General features: G+C 61.6%; 12 protein-coding genes. 7 read left to right on the forward strand and 5 right to left on the reverse strand.

Annotated elements, in window-relative coordinates:
* Window positions 1-133: 133 nt before the first annotated feature.
* From rsmA to J1G34_RS17930, 4 genes are read right to left on the reverse strand one after another with little or no spacing between them, the layout of a single operon-like run.
* Entirely contained in the window at window positions 134-952 is an 819-nt protein-coding gene (gene rsmA / locus J1G34_RS17915; protein ID WP_065885507.1) for a 16S rRNA (adenine(1518)-N(6)/adenine(1519)-N(6))-dimethyltransferase RsmA, read from the reverse strand.
* Window positions 949-1938, reverse strand: a complete 990-nt coding sequence (gene pdxA / locus J1G34_RS17920) for a 4-hydroxythreonine-4-phosphate dehydrogenase PdxA (RefSeq protein ID WP_065937060.1) — start codon at window positions 1936-1938, stop codon at window positions 949-951. The genes rsmA and pdxA overlap by 4 nt, the downstream gene beginning before the upstream one ends.
* Window positions 1935-3269, reverse strand: coding sequence for a peptidylprolyl isomerase (locus tag J1G34_RS17925; RefSeq protein WP_082632017.1), 1335 nt, complete (start codon window positions 3267-3269; stop codon window positions 1935-1937). The genes pdxA and J1G34_RS17925 overlap by 4 nt, the downstream gene beginning before the upstream one ends.
* On the reverse strand, window positions 3250-6048 hold the full coding sequence (locus J1G34_RS17930; protein ID WP_222994429.1) for an LPS-assembly protein LptD: 2799 nt from the start codon (window positions 6046-6048) through the stop codon (window positions 3250-3252). Before J1G34_RS17930 ends, J1G34_RS17925 begins: the two co-directional genes overlap by 20 nt.
* Window positions 6049-6178: 130 nt before the next feature.
* Between J1G34_RS17930 and J1G34_RS17935 the strand changes: the two genes are divergently transcribed.
* The 3 genes from J1G34_RS17935 to J1G34_RS17945 are packed head-to-tail and all read left to right on the forward strand — an operon-like array spanning window position 6179 to window position 8644.
* On the forward strand, window positions 6179-7204 hold the full coding sequence (locus tag J1G34_RS17935) for an aminoglycoside phosphotransferase family protein (RefSeq protein WP_222994430.1): 1026 nt from the start codon (window positions 6179-6181) through the stop codon (window positions 7202-7204).
* Window positions 7201-7875, forward strand: a complete 675-nt coding sequence (murU, locus tag J1G34_RS17940) for an N-acetylmuramate alpha-1-phosphate uridylyltransferase MurU (protein ID WP_222994431.1) — start codon at window positions 7201-7203, stop codon at window positions 7873-7875. Before J1G34_RS17935 ends, murU begins: the two co-directional genes overlap by 4 nt.
* A 1-nt stretch (window position 7876) precedes the next feature.
* Window positions 7877-8644, forward strand: coding sequence for a TerB family tellurite resistance protein (locus tag J1G34_RS17945; RefSeq protein WP_222994432.1), 768 nt, complete (start codon window positions 7877-7879; stop codon window positions 8642-8644).
* A 591-nt stretch (window positions 8645-9235) separates the two neighbouring features.
* On the opposite strand, the gene J1G34_RS17950 is transcribed toward J1G34_RS17945, so the two are convergent.
* The gene (locus J1G34_RS17950) at window positions 9236-10204 is read right to left on the reverse strand and encodes an alpha/beta hydrolase family protein (RefSeq protein ID WP_065894186.1); all 969 of its coding nucleotides are present in this window, start codon (window positions 10202-10204) and stop codon (window positions 9236-9238) included.
* A 75-nt stretch (window positions 10205-10279) separates the two neighbouring features.
* Between J1G34_RS17950 and J1G34_RS17955 the strand changes: the two genes are divergently transcribed.
* From J1G34_RS17955 to J1G34_RS17970, 4 genes are all read left to right on the forward strand, one after another.
* Window positions 10280-12274, forward strand: a complete 1995-nt coding sequence (locus J1G34_RS17955; RefSeq protein ID WP_222994433.1) for a sensor histidine kinase — start codon at window positions 10280-10282, stop codon at window positions 12272-12274.
* Between the two features lie 18 nt (window positions 12275-12292).
* Entirely contained in the window at window positions 12293-12922 is a 630-nt protein-coding gene (locus tag J1G34_RS17960; RefSeq protein ID WP_057723679.1) for a response regulator, read from the forward strand.
* Window positions 12923-13126: 204 nt separating this feature from the next.
* On the forward strand, window positions 13127-14239 hold the full coding sequence (locus tag J1G34_RS17965) for an ABC transporter ATP-binding protein (RefSeq protein ID WP_222994434.1): 1113 nt from the start codon (window positions 13127-13129) through the stop codon (window positions 14237-14239).
* 43 nt (window positions 14240-14282) lie between these two features.
* Window positions 14283-15323, forward strand: a complete 1041-nt coding sequence (locus J1G34_RS17970; RefSeq protein WP_065894189.1) for an ABC transporter substrate-binding protein — start codon at window positions 14283-14285, stop codon at window positions 15321-15323.
* The last annotated feature ends 278 nt before the right edge of the window (window positions 15324-15601 follow it).

Here is a 15601-nt window from a genome sequence, read left to right on the forward strand (position 1 = left end):
TAGGCCAGACATGCTGTCGGGTATGACAGGGTTCAAGTGTGGGAGGGGGCTTGCCCCCGATAGCGGTGGTTCAGTTAAACCTTCCTGCACTGACACAACCTCATCGGGGGCAAGCCCCCTCCCACATTTGTCCTTACACCTGCTCTGCTGCTGGCGCAGGCTGGATAGCCAACTGGTCGGCCAGGCGCACGAATGCGGCCAGGTCCAGTTGCTCGGGACGCAGGCTGCCATCGACGCCGGCAGCTTCGATCTCGGCATTGCTCAACAGCGCCTTGAGCGTGTTGCGCAGGGTCTTGCGGCGCTGGTTGAACGCTTCGCGTACGACGCGCTCGAGCAGTTTGTGGTCCTTGGCCGGGTGCGGCAGGACGGCATGGGGCACCAGGCGCACGATGGCCGAGTCGACCTTCGGCGGCGGGTTGAACGCGCCCGGGCCGACGTTGAACAGGTGTTCGACGCGGCAGTGGTACTGGACCATGATCGACAGCCGGCCCCAATCACCGCCACCTGGGCCAGCGGCCAGGCGCTCCACCACTTCTTTTTGCAGCATGAAGTGCATGTCGCGGATGATCCCGGCGTTGTTCAGCAGGTGGAAAATCAGCGGGGTGGAGATGTTGTACGGCAGGTTACCGACAACGCGCAGGCTGTTGGGCGCGGCGTTGAGGGTGTTGAAGTCGAACTTCAGCGCATCGCCCTGATGCAGGTTGAAGTTGGGCTTGCCGGCAAATTGCTGATTGAGGATCGGGATCAGGTCCTTGTCCAGCTCCACCACATCCAGTTGCCCGCCACTGGCCAGCAGGCCTTGGGTCAGTGCGCCCTGGCCCGGGCCGATTTCCAGCAGGCGGTCTTCTGGCTTGGCATGGATGGAGCGCAGGATGCGGTCGATCACGCCAGCGTCGTGCAGGAAGTTTTGCCCGAAGCGCTTGCGCGCCCGGTGTTGGTAATGCTCGGTCATATACGGGTCTCGGCCATCTGATAGGCGGTTTCCAGGGCCACGTGCAGGCTGCCGGTATCGATCTTGCCGCTGCCCGCCAGGTCCAGGGCAGTGCCATGGTCGACGGAGGTGCGGATGATCGGCAGGCCCAGTGTCACATTGACTGCGGCGCCGAAGCCTTTGTATTTCAGCACGGGCAGCCCCTGGTCATGGTACATCGCCAGCACTGCATCGCAGTGCTCCAGATATTTGGGGGTAAACAGAGTGTCTGCGGGCAATGGGCCGCGCAGGTCCATGCCTTCCTGGCGCAGACGCTCTAATGTCGGTTCAATGATGTCGATTTCTTCATGGCCCAAATGGCCGCCTTCACCGGCGTGGGGGTTGAGCCCACAGACCAGGATGCGCGGTTGGGCAATGCCGAATTTGTGTTGCAGGTCGGCGTGCAGGATGCGCGTGACGCGTTCTATGCGCTCGGCGGTGATGGCGTCGGCGATATCGCGCAGCGGCAGATGGGTGGTGACCAGCGCGACGCGAAGGCCACGGGTGGCCAGCATCATCACGACTTGTTCGGTGTGGGTGAGTTCGGCCAGGAATTCGGTATGGCCGGAGAAGGCGATACCGGATTCGTTGATCACGCCTTTATGAACGGGCGCGGTGATCATGCCGGCGAAGTCGCCGTCGATGCAGCCTTGGCCGGCGCGGGTCAGGGTTTCCAGCACAAAGGCCGCATTGGCCTTGTCCAGTTGCCCGGCGACGACCTTGGCATGCAGCGGGGTGTCCCACACATACAGGCTGCCCGCCGGCGCCGGCAGGTCGGGCCAGTTGCCCGGTGCAACGCTCAGCAGGTTGACAGCCACACCCAGCTGCGCGGCCCGCTCAAGGAGCAGGTCGCGGCTGGTAATGGCAATCAGGGGGTGTGGCTGGGGTTGCGAGGCGAGCAGCAGGCACAGGTCTGGACCAATGCCGGCCGGCTCGCCGGGTGTTACCGCGAAACGCTGGGGTTTCACTGCGCTGCCTGGTCTGTGCCTGTTTGCTCAGCGGCCGGCAGTTTGTTTTCTACGTAGGCTTCGTCACGGATCTGACGCAGCCAGGTTTGCAGCTCTTCGTCGTACTTGCGATTGCGCAGTACGGTCAGGGCTTGCTGCTCGCGGGCCTGGTTGGTGTTGTCGGTGGCGCGACGGCCAAGGACTTCCAGTACATGCCAGCCGTATTGGGTCTTGAACGGCTTGGACAGCACACCTTGCGGCGTATCGGCCATCACCTGCTGGAACTCCGGCACCAGGGCTTTCGGGTCGATCCAGTTCAGGTCGCCGCCGTTGAGGGCCGAGCCTGGGTCTTCCGAAAAACTCTTGGCCAGGGTGGCGAAGTCTTCACCGCTTTCGATGCGGTCATAGATCTTCTGGGCCAGTTCCTTGGTTTGTGCTTCGGTGCGGATTTCGCTGGGTTTGACCAGGATATGACGAACGTGTACTTCGTCCTTCAGCGAGGTCTCGCCGCCGCGCTTGCCGAGCAGCTTGAGGATGATAAAGCCGCCTGGAGTACGTGCCGGCTGGGTAATGTCACCCACGTTCATGGCACTGAGCTCACGGTCGAACGGCGGCGGCAGTTGAGCGGCTTTACGCCAGCCCATGTCACCACCGTCGAGCGCGTTGTCGCTGCCGGATTGGGCAATCGCCATTTGAGCGAAATCAGCACCCGCCTTGAGGCGGTCGTAGATCGCCTGGGTCTTGGCTGCGGCGGCATTGAGCTGCTCGGCGTTGGCGCTGTCCGGCGTCGGGATCAGGATGTTGGCCAGGTGCAGCTCTTCGGAGAGTTGCATCTTGCCCAGGTCCGAGGCCAGGAAGTTCTTCACTTCCTGCTCCGACACCTGCACCCGCTCCGCTACGCGACGTTGACGTACACGGCTGATGATCATTTCACGCTTGATCTGGTCGCGCGCGTCCTCATAGGACAGGCCATCGTGCGCCAGGGCTGCGCGGAACTGATCGATGCTCATGTTGTTGCGTTGAGCGATGGTGCCGACGGCCTGGTTGAGCTCTTCGTCCGAAATACGGATGCCGGAGCGCTCGCCGATCTGCAGTTGCAGGTTTTCGACGATCAGGCGTTCCAGCACCTGGGGCTCCAGGACGCTGGTCGGCGGCACACCACCGCCACGCTTGGCGATGGTCTGCTGAACTTCCTTGACCCGCTGGTCCAGCTGGCTCTGCATGATCACGTCGTTATCGACGATGGCTGCGACTTTATCCAGCTGTTGCACCGCGGCATGCGCCGAGGCGGCACCCAGGAACAGCGCGCCCAGCACTAGCGGGCGCAAACACTCAGAAAGCTTTGTCTTCACGTTCACGATAACCTTCAATGCCTTTGTCGAGGAAGCTCTCTACCTTGGCGCCGGTCAGGCCGCCGAGTCCTTTGAGGACGATCTGGAAGAAGAGCCCGTGGTCACCCTTTTCGTTAAGCGGGGCGATCTGGCTGTATTCGTCGTTGGAAACCCAGTAACGGTTGATGACGCGCAGTTTCCAGCAGCAGTTGTCGTACTCGAAACCACCAAAGGCTTCCAGGGTACGGTTACGTGCATAGTCATACTGCCAGCGGGTGATCAGGTTCCATTGAGGAATGATCGGCCACATCATCGAGAAGTCGTGTTGCTGGATTTTGTAGTAATCCTTGATGAAATTAGGATTACCTTCAGAGCCGTAGTCACCCCCGAATTGCCATTTGCCGGTCAGCTGGTTGTATACCACTTGGTCATTGCGATAGCGGTAGCCGACGTTAATAACCTTGTTCGGGTTGTCTTCCGGCTGGTAGTGAAACATTGCGCTGCCGGAGCGAGGACTGTGGCTTGTAGGGTCCCAATTGTAGTCGGCTGTAGCACGCCAATCGCGGTTGAAACGGAATGAGTAGTCCAGAGCGATCGGAGAAACATCCTCGTGGGCGTCGTCACGCGTTTTTGCATCGACACCAGGCAGTTGCACTTCGCGATCTTTGAAGTACACAGCTTGGCCAATACTAATACGTTGGCGTTCGAGGCCGTCGTCTCGTATCCAGCGGCTGGTTAGGCCCAGCGACAGTTTGTTTTCATCGCCTATACGGTCACCGCCAGTGAAGCGGTTGTCGCGGAACAGCGAGTCAAAGCTGAACGGAGTTTCGCTGGTGTCGAATACTGGAATGTTTTTCTGATCTTTCTCGGGGACATAGAGATAGAACAAGCGTGGTTCCAGAGTTTGCCTGTAATTACTACCAAAATATTGAGTGTTGCGGTCGAAGTAGAGGCCGCTGTCGATACTGGCAATGGGTAAGGCACGGTCTTGGGAGCTATTGAAGGTCTCACCCAGGGACGAGGCCCCTAATCTGTTGACTAGCAGGTCGTTCTTGCCGGTGTTGTCCAAATCGAGGTCATATTTGGTATAGACATATTTGAGTTTTGGCGTAATGAATCCGTAGGTCCAGTTCAGCGGCAGAGAGACGCTAGGAGCGGCGCTCAGACGAGTACCATTGGCACGGCTCAGCCCTAAGACGTTGTTGTCGAGGCGGGAGGAGACCGCTCCGTCTTTGTCGGTGTAGGAGCCCTTCTGGAGATCTCGATCGAACCGCACTGCTTCAGTTTCGTAGGCAAAGTCCAGGCCGCCGGGATGATACGGCAGTGCACCATTAAAGGTGATCTGCGGTAGGCGGTCGTACGGAGTGAACTCCGAAACCGTTGCCAGCTGGTACGCCTGAGCGTTCACGCGGGCCTGATATGTATCACCGCGATAGGTCAGGGTGCCCTGTTGGTTGACGAAGTTGCGATTCTCCACGCCTTCTTCATAGGACTTCAGATCCTGAAAGTAGTAGGGGTCGCTGATCTTGGTGTAATCAACCATCGACGTCAGACGTGAATCCAACCCGCCCTTATGCTGCCAATTGAGCATATAGCGAGTTTTTTCGCTATCAGTCTGGTTCTTGCGCTCGTCGTTGTCGTCGTTCAGGTACGCCCCGCCGAACTGGCCTTCGCTGGACTTGGTGAGGTAGCGGAATTCGCCTTCCATCAACAGGCCGCGCTTGGTCATGTATTGCGGGTACAACGTGGCGTCGTAGTTCGGTGCCAGGTTGAAGTAGTACGGCGTCACGAGGGTAAAGCCGGTTTCACTGCCGGTGCTGAAGCTCGGCGGCAGGAAGCCGGACTGACGGCGGTCGTCAATCGGGAAGTAGATGTAAGGGGTGTACAGGATCGGGATGTTCTTGACCCGCAACGTCGCGTTGGTCGCCGTACCGAAACCGGTGGCCGGGTTCAACGTGATGTTGTTGCCCTTGAGCTGCCAGGCGTTGCTGTCCGGCTCGCAGGTGGTGTACGTACCGTCCTTGAGACGGATGATCGCGTTCTCGGCACGCTTGGCGTACAGCGCGTTACCGCGGATACGCGACTTGTGCATCACGTATTCGGCGTTGTCGATCTGGGCCGCGCCGGTGTCGAGCTGGACCTGGGCACGGTCGCCCACGATCAGCGCGCCGTTGTCGCGCAGGCGCACGTTGCCGTTCAGCTCGCCACGGTTCTCGGCCTGGTACAGGCTGGCTTCGTCGGACTCCAGCTGCATGCTGCCCTGGCGCATGACGACGTCACCGGCCAGTGTGGCGACCTGCTGTTCCTGCTCGTAACGAGAAGCCTTGGCACCGATGAAGGTCGGCGCATCGCTCTTGTTCGTCTTGTCATTCATGCCAGGACGCGTCGGCTCGATGTAGGCACCGCCGCAGTAAGGGCCGGTTTCGGCCAACTGTGCTGCGGTCAGTTTCTCGCGAGGCACCCAGTCCAGGTGGCTGTAGTCTTTGCTGCGCGAACGCAGCCCACGGCCCTTGGCTTCGGTGACCAGCATGGTCTTGGGCTCGGCGTCGACGCTGCCGCCAGCCTCGCCCTGCGGCGTGCTGTTGGCCGAGCTGACGGCAGAACCGTCATGCACCGGGCGCGGTGGCAATGGGGCGGCGGCCGTTTTCGGCGCGCAATCCCAGGCACCCGAAGCAGAGACTGAGCAGTCATACTGTTCCGCGGCGACCACGAATGAGGTGGCGAAAGGTTGCAAGGCCAGCAGACTGCCGGTTACCAGCAACGGAAATTTTCTACGAAACGCGGGGGATTTCAATGCCATCTTATTAGTCCGGGCTTCCTGCGTGCCATCTGCCCGCGGTTTGGGCCGCACGCCTCTCGATGGTCTGAAAAAGATGCGTGATAATAAAGCATGCCCCGCTTGACGGCTAGCGCCGTCGGAGACCCTTGTAATGCCCGAGCACGATCTACGTTTACAACAGCTGGAAGTCTGGCTGGATGAGCAGTTACCGATTCTCTTCAACGCTCAGGACTGGGGCCCCGTACCCCCGGCCACATTGACCGCGGCCAGCAGCGACGCGAGTTTCAGGCGTTACTTCCGGTGGGAGGGTGGGGCGCATACATTCGTCGTAATGGACGCGCCACCGCCCCAGGAAAACTGCAAACCTTTCGTCGATATCGCACATTTGCTCGCGAAATCGGGAATTAATGTGCCAAAAATTTATGCAGAAGATTTGCCCCGAGGCTTTCTTTTGCTCAATGACCTGGGCCGAAAAACCTATCTGGACGTGATTGACGAGCAAAACGCCGATCAATTGTTCGCCGACGCCATCGATGCGCTGCTGGCGTTCCAGCAGTTGCCGATGGACGCGCCGTTGCCCAGCTATGACGTCGCCCTGCTGCGTCGCGAGCTTGAGTTGTTCCCTGAATGGTACGTACGCCGGCACCTGGGTATCGAGCTTGATACCTGCCAGCAGGCCCTCTGGCAACGCGTCAGTGACCGCTTGATCGACAGCGCCCTGGCCCAGCCCAATGTGCTGGTGCACCGCGACTATATGCCGCGCAACCTGATGATCAGCGAGCCTAACCCTGGGGTGCTGGATTTCCAGGATGCGGTCTATGGCCCGGTGACCTATGACATTACCTGTCTGTTCAAAGACGCCTTCCTCAGCTGGCCCCAGGCCCGCGTGCGCGCGTGGCAGCGCGGCTACTGGGAACGCGCCGGGCAGTTGGGCATCCCTGTGCAGGATGATTTTGAAGAGTTCCTGCGTGCCAGCGACCTGATGGGCGTGCAGCGTCACCTCAAGGTCATCGGCATCTTCGCGCGGATCTGCCACCGCGATGGCAAACCACGCTATCTGGCGGACGTGCCGCGCTTCTTTGCTTATATAGAAGCGGTGCTGGCCGACCGGCCGGAGTTAAGTGACCTGGGTGAGCTGCTCAGCAGCCTGCGCCAACCGGCCGAGGCTTGCGTATGAAAGCGATGATCCTGGCGGCCGGCAAGGGCGAGCGCATGCGCCCGCTGACGCTGCATACGCCCAAACCGCTGGTGCAGGTAGGCGGCAAACGGCTGATCGAGTATCACCTTGAAGCGCTGGCCAAGGCCGGCTTCACCGAGATCGTGATCAACCATGCCTGGCTCGGTCAGCAGATCGAAAGCTACCTGGGTGACGGTGCCCAGTTCGGCGTGCGTATCCGTTATTCAGCCGAAGGCGAGCCGCTGGAAACCGGCGGCGGGATTTTCCAGGCGCTGCCGTTGCTGGGTGACGAGCCGTTCCTGGTGGTCAACGGCGATATCTGGACCGATTACGACTTCAGCCAATTGAAGCGACCGCTCCAGGGCCTGGCCCATCTGGTGATGGTCGACAACCCGGCACATCATCCGTCCGGCGGGGATTTCTACCTGGACGACGGCGTGCTTCATGATGCGGCGCCCGGTGCCGATAACCTGACCTTCAGTGGCATTTCCGTGCTCGACCCTCAATTGTTCGCGGGTTGCAGTGCGGGTGCCTTCAAGCTGGCGCCGTTACTGCGCGCGGCGATGGCCAACGGTCGGGTGACGGGTGAACACATGAAGGGACGCTGGGTGGATGTCGGAACGCTTGAACGTCTGGCGCAGGTCGAAACCTTGCTGACAGCGGGACGATAGGATGCTGTGGCCAGGGACGCTGATCGGCGCCGGGGCTGGCTTTGCGATTGCCAGCATTCCGGGGGCTTTGTTGGGTGCATTGCTGGGGCAGGCGCTGGACCGGCGCCTGCAATTACACAGCTGGGCGCAGTTGCGCGAACGCCTTGGCGGCCGCCCCGCGTTGCGCAACGACGAATTGTTGTTCGTGCTGCTGGGGCGCTTGGCCAAAAGCAACGGTCGCATTGTGGACGGGCATATCCAGCAGGCGCGCCAGGAAATGCGCGCACTGGACATGACCGAGCCGGCCCAGCGCCGAGCCATCATGGCGTTTAATCGTGGCAAGTCCGGCACTGACCGTGTGCGCAGTTATCTGCGCGTGCTCAAGGCGCAACCCCATGCCGCCGAGGGCGTTCTACGTGCGTGCTGGCGGATGGCCTGGGCGGATGGCCGGGCGGATGATGCCGAGCGTGACCTGATCGAACGGTGGGGCAAATGGCTGGGCTGGACGCCGCAACAAATCCGCGCGTTGGCCTCCGATTACGCGCCGACGCGCAAGCCGTTGGTGGACCGTGTCGGGGCTTATCAGGAGGCGCTGCGGATTCTGGGGGTGACGGCGACCGCTGAGCCGTCGGTGATCAAGCGCGCCTATCGCCGCCTGCTCAGCCGCCATCACCCGGACAAGATCGCCGGCAGTGGCGCCAGCCCCGCGCAAGTGCGTGAGGCGACCGAGCGTACCCGTGAGTTGCATAACGCTTATGCGTTGATTCGCGAGCGGCGGGACTTTCGCTGAGAGCGCCGATCAAATGTGGGAGGGGGCTTGCCCCCGATGGCCATAGGTATCTACACAGTTTTGGTGCTACACCGCACCTGTGGCGAGGGAGCTAACGCGTATCTACCTGACGCTCCGAGGTCAAAATGTGGGAGGGGGCTTGCCCCCGATGGCGGCCTCTGGGCTAGCCAGGATGTTGGATTGGACCGAGTACATATCCGTTTCTGCGGTAACGGCTGCTTAGGGTTCCGCCCTGACGGCGGCTCACTTTTGAAAAGCGCAAAAGTAAGCAAAACGCTCTTGCCCCACCACTCGGCACCTCGCCTAGGCTCGGTGTGCCCGAACGCAGGCTTGAATCCGTGGGCCGCCGCCACGCGCCATCCATGGCGCGGGGCGGCTAACCCGGCGTCCTGCCGGGTTGCCCACGGATTCAAGCCTGCGTTCGGCCAGCGTGGTTTAACGGGGCGCCTGAGATCAAAAGCAGATCAAGTCAAGAGCGGCTCGCTTCGCATCGTGGTTACGGTTGGGCGCTGTTGAGTTGTGTAGATACTTATGGCTATCGGGGGCAAGCTCCCTCCCACATTGGTTATTCAACACTTTCGAAAAATGTGTTCAATCGGCCTGCGGGCTTAACCAGCCGCGAACTCGCCGGTAGAGCTGTTCCTGCTCGGCGGCATCGTTGCCGGGCAGGGCGTGGAGTTGCACCGGCTTGTAGCCTTCGTTCTTGCCGCGCTTGGCCGCCTGGATACGGGCCAGTGCGTTTTTGCCGTCCTGGGCGCCGTCCTGGTAGAACACATCCGCCGTAGGTACTTTCAGCGCTGGGGCCAATTGCTGCAGGTCCGGTTGACGAGCGGCGGGTGTCTTGCCGGCCACCATCACCAATTTCTGCACCTGGGCGGGTTGTTTCTCGCTCAGGTAACGCGCAGCCCACCATGCGCCGGTGCCGTGACCGAGCAGTGCCACACTGCGGGCGCCCTGGGTCTGGGCGAAGGCGACGGCAGCGTCGATGCGGTCGAAGATACGTTTGGCGTCGGTCTTGTCCTGTTCATCCGCGCCCGGTACCACCGCCGGGTCAGTGCCTTCGGCTTCCGCGCTGGCGGCCTGTTCGACGGGTTTGGCGACCGTGCTGCCGTCCTTGCTGCTGGTATCGACCGCCGCTTTGGGCGGCTCGATGACGCGTGGCGGCAAGGTGTCCAGATTGACGTCCGGCAATGACAGGCTGAGGGTGCCCCAGGCAGCGTCCGGCAGTTTGCGCCGCAACGGGCCGATCGCTTGCGGCCAGTCGGCATTTTCGCCGGCACTTGGCACGATAATCACCACGCCCTGGGGTTCGGCGCTGTTGGCGGGCCTCCACAGGGCCAGGAACGACTCGCTGCCGGCCTGCAATTGTTGTTGTTCCTGTTGCGCAACCTGGCGTTCGAGCGCGCGGGCTTCTGCCTCGCTGCGCTCGGGCAAGGGCTGGCGCTCGGCGGGTTTTTCCGCGACGGCTGCAGGCGCATCGGCGGCTTGAACAGAAAAGGCGCTGGTAAATAGCAGCGACAGGCACAATGCTGGCAGTGCCGAACGGTTTAGAGGTGGCATCGTTAAATCCCGGCCGGAAGATCTCAGCAGCCTAATGGGTTGATCGGTATTTGTCAGTGATGTGAGACGTGGATCATGGGTTTTCGCTTGCTGCTGGTTATCGGCTGTCTGTGTGTTGCCTTGATGGCGAACGCAGCGCCTGCCCCCGTCGTGCCCCAGGCGCAACTGGATGCGCAGCAGCGTGCGTGGCTGGCGCAGCACCCGCAATTGCGGGTGGGCCTGGTGTTGCAGGCGCCTTACGCGCAATACGACCGACGGCTGCAGCGGTTGTCCGGGGCCAATGTCGAGTTGATGCAGTGGCTGGCCAGGGCACTGGGCATCGAGCTGACCTGGCGCAACTTTACCGATCAGCAGCAATTGGAGGCCGCCGTGCGCGACGGCGAGGTGGACATCGCCCCCGGCCTGCAGCAAACCCCGGCCGGCTTGCGCCTGTGGTTGTTCAGCGACCCTTATATGCGCGTGCCCCAGCATATTGTCGGTATTCGTGAAGGCGGCGGCGCGGTGGAGCTGGAAAAACTCGACGCACAATCGCGCATCGCGGTGCGCATGCCCAGCACGGTGGCCGACTACCTGCGCAGCACCTATCCCAACCTCAACCTGCAAGGCGTGCCCATGGAGCGTCAGGCCCTGCAGTTACTGGTGAGCCGGCAGGCCCGCTATGCGGTGGTGGATGAGGCGCAACTGGGCCGGTTGTCCGGCGAGGCGGAGTTTGCCGGGCTGGCGGTGGTCGGCGATATCGGCCTGCCGCAGTTGCTGCGGGTGGCCACGCGGCGTGAATGGCCGCAGCTGGCCGGCATCATGCAAAGCGCCTTGCGGGCGATACCCGCCCGCGACCTCGACCAATTGCACAGCCGCTGGCTGCAGCCTCAGTACCCGCGCTTATCAAACGCCATGGGTGTGTGGAAAAACCTCAGCGTGCTGCTGGGCCTGATGCTGCTCGCCAGCCTCGCGGCGGTGCTCTGGCAGCGCCGCCAACAACGCAACCTGGAGCACGACCTGTTGGCGGCGCGAGAGGAAAGTGCGGCGCGCGCCGCTGGCGCTGAAGCCTTGCGCCTGACGCAGTTTTCCATCGATCAAAGTACGGTCGGCATCCTGTGGGTCAATTGGGACAGTCACGTGCGTTACGCCAATCGCGCCGCCGAAACCATGCTCGGCTATGGCGCTGGCGCATTGATCGAGCGACCGCTGATCGATTTCGACCCGACATTGACCATGGACCGCTGGCTCAATCTGTGGAAACGAGGGCGGGCCAGCGAGGAGGGCGCGCAGACCTTCGCCACCGACTGCCTGCGCGCCGACGGCAGCATCCTGCCGGCAGACGTGTCGTTGAGTTTCCTGCGCTTTGCCGACGGCGAGTACCTGGTGGTTTACCTGACTGACGTCACCGAGCGCCGCCGTTATGTGGCCGCCCTGCTGCAAAGCGAGGCACAGTTGCGCCAATTGTCAGCCCACCTGGAAACGGTGCGCGAAGAAGAAAAGGCGCGTATCGCCCGCGAAGTACACGACGAGCTTGGGCAGATGCTCACCGTGCTCAAGCTGGAAACCTCAATGTGTGAATTGGCCTATGCGCAACTCGACCCGGGCCTGAACGAGCGCTTGAACAGCATGAAGCGCCTGATAGCCCAGCTTTTTCAATTGGTACGTGATGTCGCCACGGCGCTGCGCCCGCCGATTCTCGACGCCGGCATTGCCTCGGCCATCGAATGGCAGGCACGACGCTTCGAAGCGCGCACGCAGATTCCCTGCCTGGTACGCGTCCCGGAAAACCCGCCGCTACTGAGCGACGCCAAGGCCATCGGCCTGTTCCGCATCCTGCAGGAGGCGCTGACCAATGTGATGCGCCATGCCCAGGCGCATACTGTGGAGCTGACGCTGGGCGTGGATGGCCCGAACCTGCGGCTGACCATCAGCGATGACGGTATCGGCTTCGTGCAGACGCAGGGGCGAGCGGTATCGTTCGGCCTGGTCGGCATGCGCGAACGGGTACTGATCATGGGCGGGCAGTTGAGCCTGGTCAGCGAGTTGGGAGAGGGCACCACCCTGAGCGTCACGGTGCCGCTGGATGCATAACGATAAGAGGAAACCCCTGTGATCCGCGTACTGGTAGCCGAAGACCACACCATTGTCCGCGAAGGCATCAAGCAATTGATCGGCCTGGCCAAGGACCTGCTGGTGGTAGGCGAAGCGAGCAATGGCGAGCAATTGCTCGAGACCCTGCGCCATGTGCCGTGCGAGGTGGTGTTGCTGGATATCTCCATGCCCGGCGTGAATGGCCTGGAGGCTATCGCGCGTATCCGCGCGCTGAGCAACCCGCCGGCGATCCTGGTGCTGTCCATGCACGATGAGGCGCAAATGGCCGCCCGCGCCCTGAAGGTGGGTGCGGCCGGCTATGCCACCAAGGACAGCGACCCGGCATTGCTGCTGATGGCGATTCGCAAGGTCGCGGCGGGTGGGCGCTATATCGACCCGGACCTGGCAGACCGCATGGTCTTCGAAGTCGGCCTGACGGATTCGCGCCCCTTGCACTCGCTGCTGTCGGAGCGCGAGTTTTCGGTGTTCGAACGTCTGGCACAAGGCGCCAACGTCAACGACATCGCCCTGCAGTTGGCCCTGAGCAGCAAAACCATCAGCACGCACAAGGCGCGCTTGATGCAAAAGCTCAACATCACCTCCCTGGCCGAGTTGGTGAAATACGCCATGGAACACAAGCTGCTGTAGCGGCGTATCCATTAACGACACCGCGCAAGCGCCGCCCGGCGAAGGCTTGCCGCTGCACTGTCCCATGCCCGCCATCCGTGTAGGGCGATCCCTACCCCGAACCTTCCATCCGGCTGATGGAATTCTCTCCTGGCCCCCGATTTCCGGGGCCTCGCGCCTGGACTACGCTTGTGTCACAGCGGTCCAAAACACAAAGGTGCGGGTATGAGCGAGGTGGATTCAAATGATGTGCTGGTCAGCTTTCGTGGCGTGCAGAAAAGCTACGATGGCGAAAACCTGATCGTCAAAGACCTCAACCTGGAGATTCGCAAGGGCGAGTTCCTCACCCTGCTCGGGCCGTCCGGTTCGGGCAAGACCACCAGCCTGATGATGCTGGCCGGCTTTGAAACACCCACCGCCGGCGAAATCCAGCTGGCCGGGCGCTCGATCAATAACGTGCCGCCGCACAAGCGCGACATCGGCATGGTGTTCCAGAACTATGCGCTGTTCCCGCACATGACCGTGGCCGAGAACCTGGCGTTTCCGCTGTCCGTGCGTGGCTTGAGCAAGACCGACATCAGCGAGCGGGTCAAGCGCGTGCTGAGCATGGTCCAGCTCGACGCGTTCGCCCAGCGCTACCCGGCGCAACTGTCCGGGGGCCAGCAACAGCGGGTGGCGTTGGCTCGCGCGTTGGTGTTCGAGCCGCAGCTGGTGCTGATGGACGAACCCCTCGGCGCCCTCGACAAGCAATTGCGCGAACACATGCAGATGGAAATCAAGCACCTGCATCAGCGCCTCGGCGTGACCGTGGTGTATGTGACCCATGACCAGGGCGAAGCCTTGACCATGTCCGACCGCGTGGCGGTGTTCCACCAGGGCGAAATCCAGCAGATCGCCGCGCCGCGCAGCCTGTATGAAGAGCCGAAAAATACCTTTGTGGCCAACTTCATCGGCGAAAACAACCGTCTCAATGGCCGTCTGCACAGCCACACCGGCGAGCGCTGTGTGGTGGAGCTGGCGCGCGGCGAAAAGGTCGAGGCGCTGGCGGTGAACGTCGGCTCGATCAACGGCCCGGTGACGCTGTCGGTGCGTCCGGAGCGCGTCAGCCTCAATGGCGCAAGTGACCGCTGCATCAACCGTTTTTCCGGGCGGGTGGCGGAGTTCATCTACCTGGGCGACCACGTGCGTGTGCGCCTGGAAGTTTGCGGCAAGACCGATTTTTTCGTGAAACAACCGATCGCCGAGCTGGACCCGGCCCTGACGGTCGGCGACGTAGTACCGATTGGCTGGCAAGTCGAGCACGTTCGCGCACTCGACCCACTTCTAGAGGCGAATTGATCGCCCCCTGGCTTCACCAACCCTGCACGTGGAGAGCACAACAATGTTGAGATCCCTTAAGTATTCGGCCCTGGCTATCGGCCTGATGGGCGCGACACAGGCCATGGCAGGCCCGGACCTGACCGTCGTTTCCTTTGGCGGCGCGAACAAGGCGGCCCAGGTCAAGGCCTTCTATGCCCCGTGGGAAAGCGCGGGCAACGGCAAGATCATTGCAGGTGAATACAACGGTGAAATGGCCAAGGTCAAAGCCATGGTCGACACCAAGAGCGTGTCCTGGGACCTGGTGGAAGTGGAGTCGCCTGAACTGTCCCGTGGTTGCGACGAAGACATGTTCGAGCCCCTCGACCCGAAACTGTTCGGCAACGGCGCCGACTACGTCAAAGGCGCGATCCAGCCCTGCGGCGTGGGCTTCTTCGTGTGGTCGACAGTGCTGGCCTACAACGCCGACAAACTCGCCAGTGCACCGACCAGTTGGGCGGATTTCTGGGACACCAAGAAATTCCCGGGCAAGCGTGGCCTGCGCAAAGGCGCCAAATACACTCTGGAATTCGCGCTGATGGCCGACGGCGTAGCGCCCAAGGATGTCTACAAAGTGCTGGCCGGCAAAGATGGCCAGGACCGTGCATTCAAGAAACTCGACGAACTCAAGCCGTCGATCCAGTGGTGGGAGGCCGGTGCACAGCCGCCGCAATACCTGGCCTCGGGTGACGTCGTGATGAGCTCGGCCTACAACGGCCGGATCGCCGCCGTGCAGAAAGAAAGCAACCTCAAAGTGGTGTGGAACGGCGGCATCTACGACTTCGACGCCTGGGCCATTCCAAAAGGCCTGGCCAAGGATCGCGCCGAAGCGGCGAAAAAATTCATCGCCTTCTCGGTGCAGCCGCAGCAGCAGAAGATCTATTCGGAAAACATCGCCTACGGCCCGGCCAACACCCAGGCCGTGCCGTTGCTGGCCAAAGACGTGCTCAAGGACATGCCGACCACGCCGGAAAATATCGCCAATCAGGTGCAGATCGATGTGAGCTTCTGGGCCGATAACGGCGAGCAGCTTGAGCAGCGCTTCAATTCCTGGGCCGCTAAATAACCAGCAGCACCGCTAACCCTGTGGGAGGGGGCTTGCCCTAATGCCAGTCAGTTAAGCGTACGCCCGCTGTAGGAGCGAGCTTGCTCGCGAAAAACGTCAACGATAACGCGTGCTTCCTGAATGAACGCGGCGCCTGTGAGTTTTTCGCGAGCAAGCTCGCTCCTACAGACTGGCATTAGGGCAAGCCCCCTCCCACAGGGGATCTGCATTTATCTTCAAGATCCGGAGTTCAGTCATGGCCCTCGCCATTCCCACCCTCAAGCAGCGCCTGGCCCGTG

Origin of the sequence: Pseudomonas sp. Wu6 (assembly GCF_019891515.1) — a bacterium.
In the GTDB taxonomy this organism is placed as follows: Bacteria; Pseudomonadota; Gammaproteobacteria; order Pseudomonadales; family Pseudomonadaceae; genus Aquipseudomonas; species Aquipseudomonas orientalis_A.

Bases quoted from the DNA above. Each gene is read 5' to 3' on its own strand.
- rsmA (WP_065885507.1), bottom strand. From the start codon at position 952: ATGACCGAGCATTACCAACACCGGGCGCGCAAGCGCTTCGGGCAAAAC.
- J1G34_RS17930 (WP_222994429.1), bottom strand. From the start codon at position 6,048: ATGGCATTGAAATCCCCCGCGTTTCGTAGAAAATTTCCGTTGCTGGTA.
- J1G34_RS17935 (WP_222994430.1), top strand. From the start codon at position 6,179: ATGCCCGAGCACGATCTACGTTTACAACAGCTGGAAGTCTGGCTGGAT.
- murU (WP_222994431.1), top strand. From the start codon at position 7,201: ATGAAAGCGATGATCCTGGCGGCCGGCAAGGGCGAGCGCATGCGCCCG.
- J1G34_RS17945 (WP_222994432.1), top strand. From the start codon at position 7,877: ATGCTGTGGCCAGGGACGCTGATCGGCGCCGGGGCTGGCTTTGCGATT.
- J1G34_RS17950 (WP_065894186.1), bottom strand. From the start codon at position 10,204: ATGCCACCTCTAAACCGTTCGGCACTGCCAGCATTGTGCCTGTCGCTG.
- J1G34_RS17955 (WP_222994433.1), top strand. From the start codon at position 10,280: ATGGGTTTTCGCTTGCTGCTGGTTATCGGCTGTCTGTGTGTTGCCTTG.
- J1G34_RS17965 (WP_222994434.1), top strand. From the start codon at position 13,127: ATGAGCGAGGTGGATTCAAATGATGTGCTGGTCAGCTTTCGTGGCGTG.
- J1G34_RS17970 (WP_065894189.1), top strand. From the start codon at position 14,283: ATGTTGAGATCCCTTAAGTATTCGGCCCTGGCTATCGGCCTGATGGGC.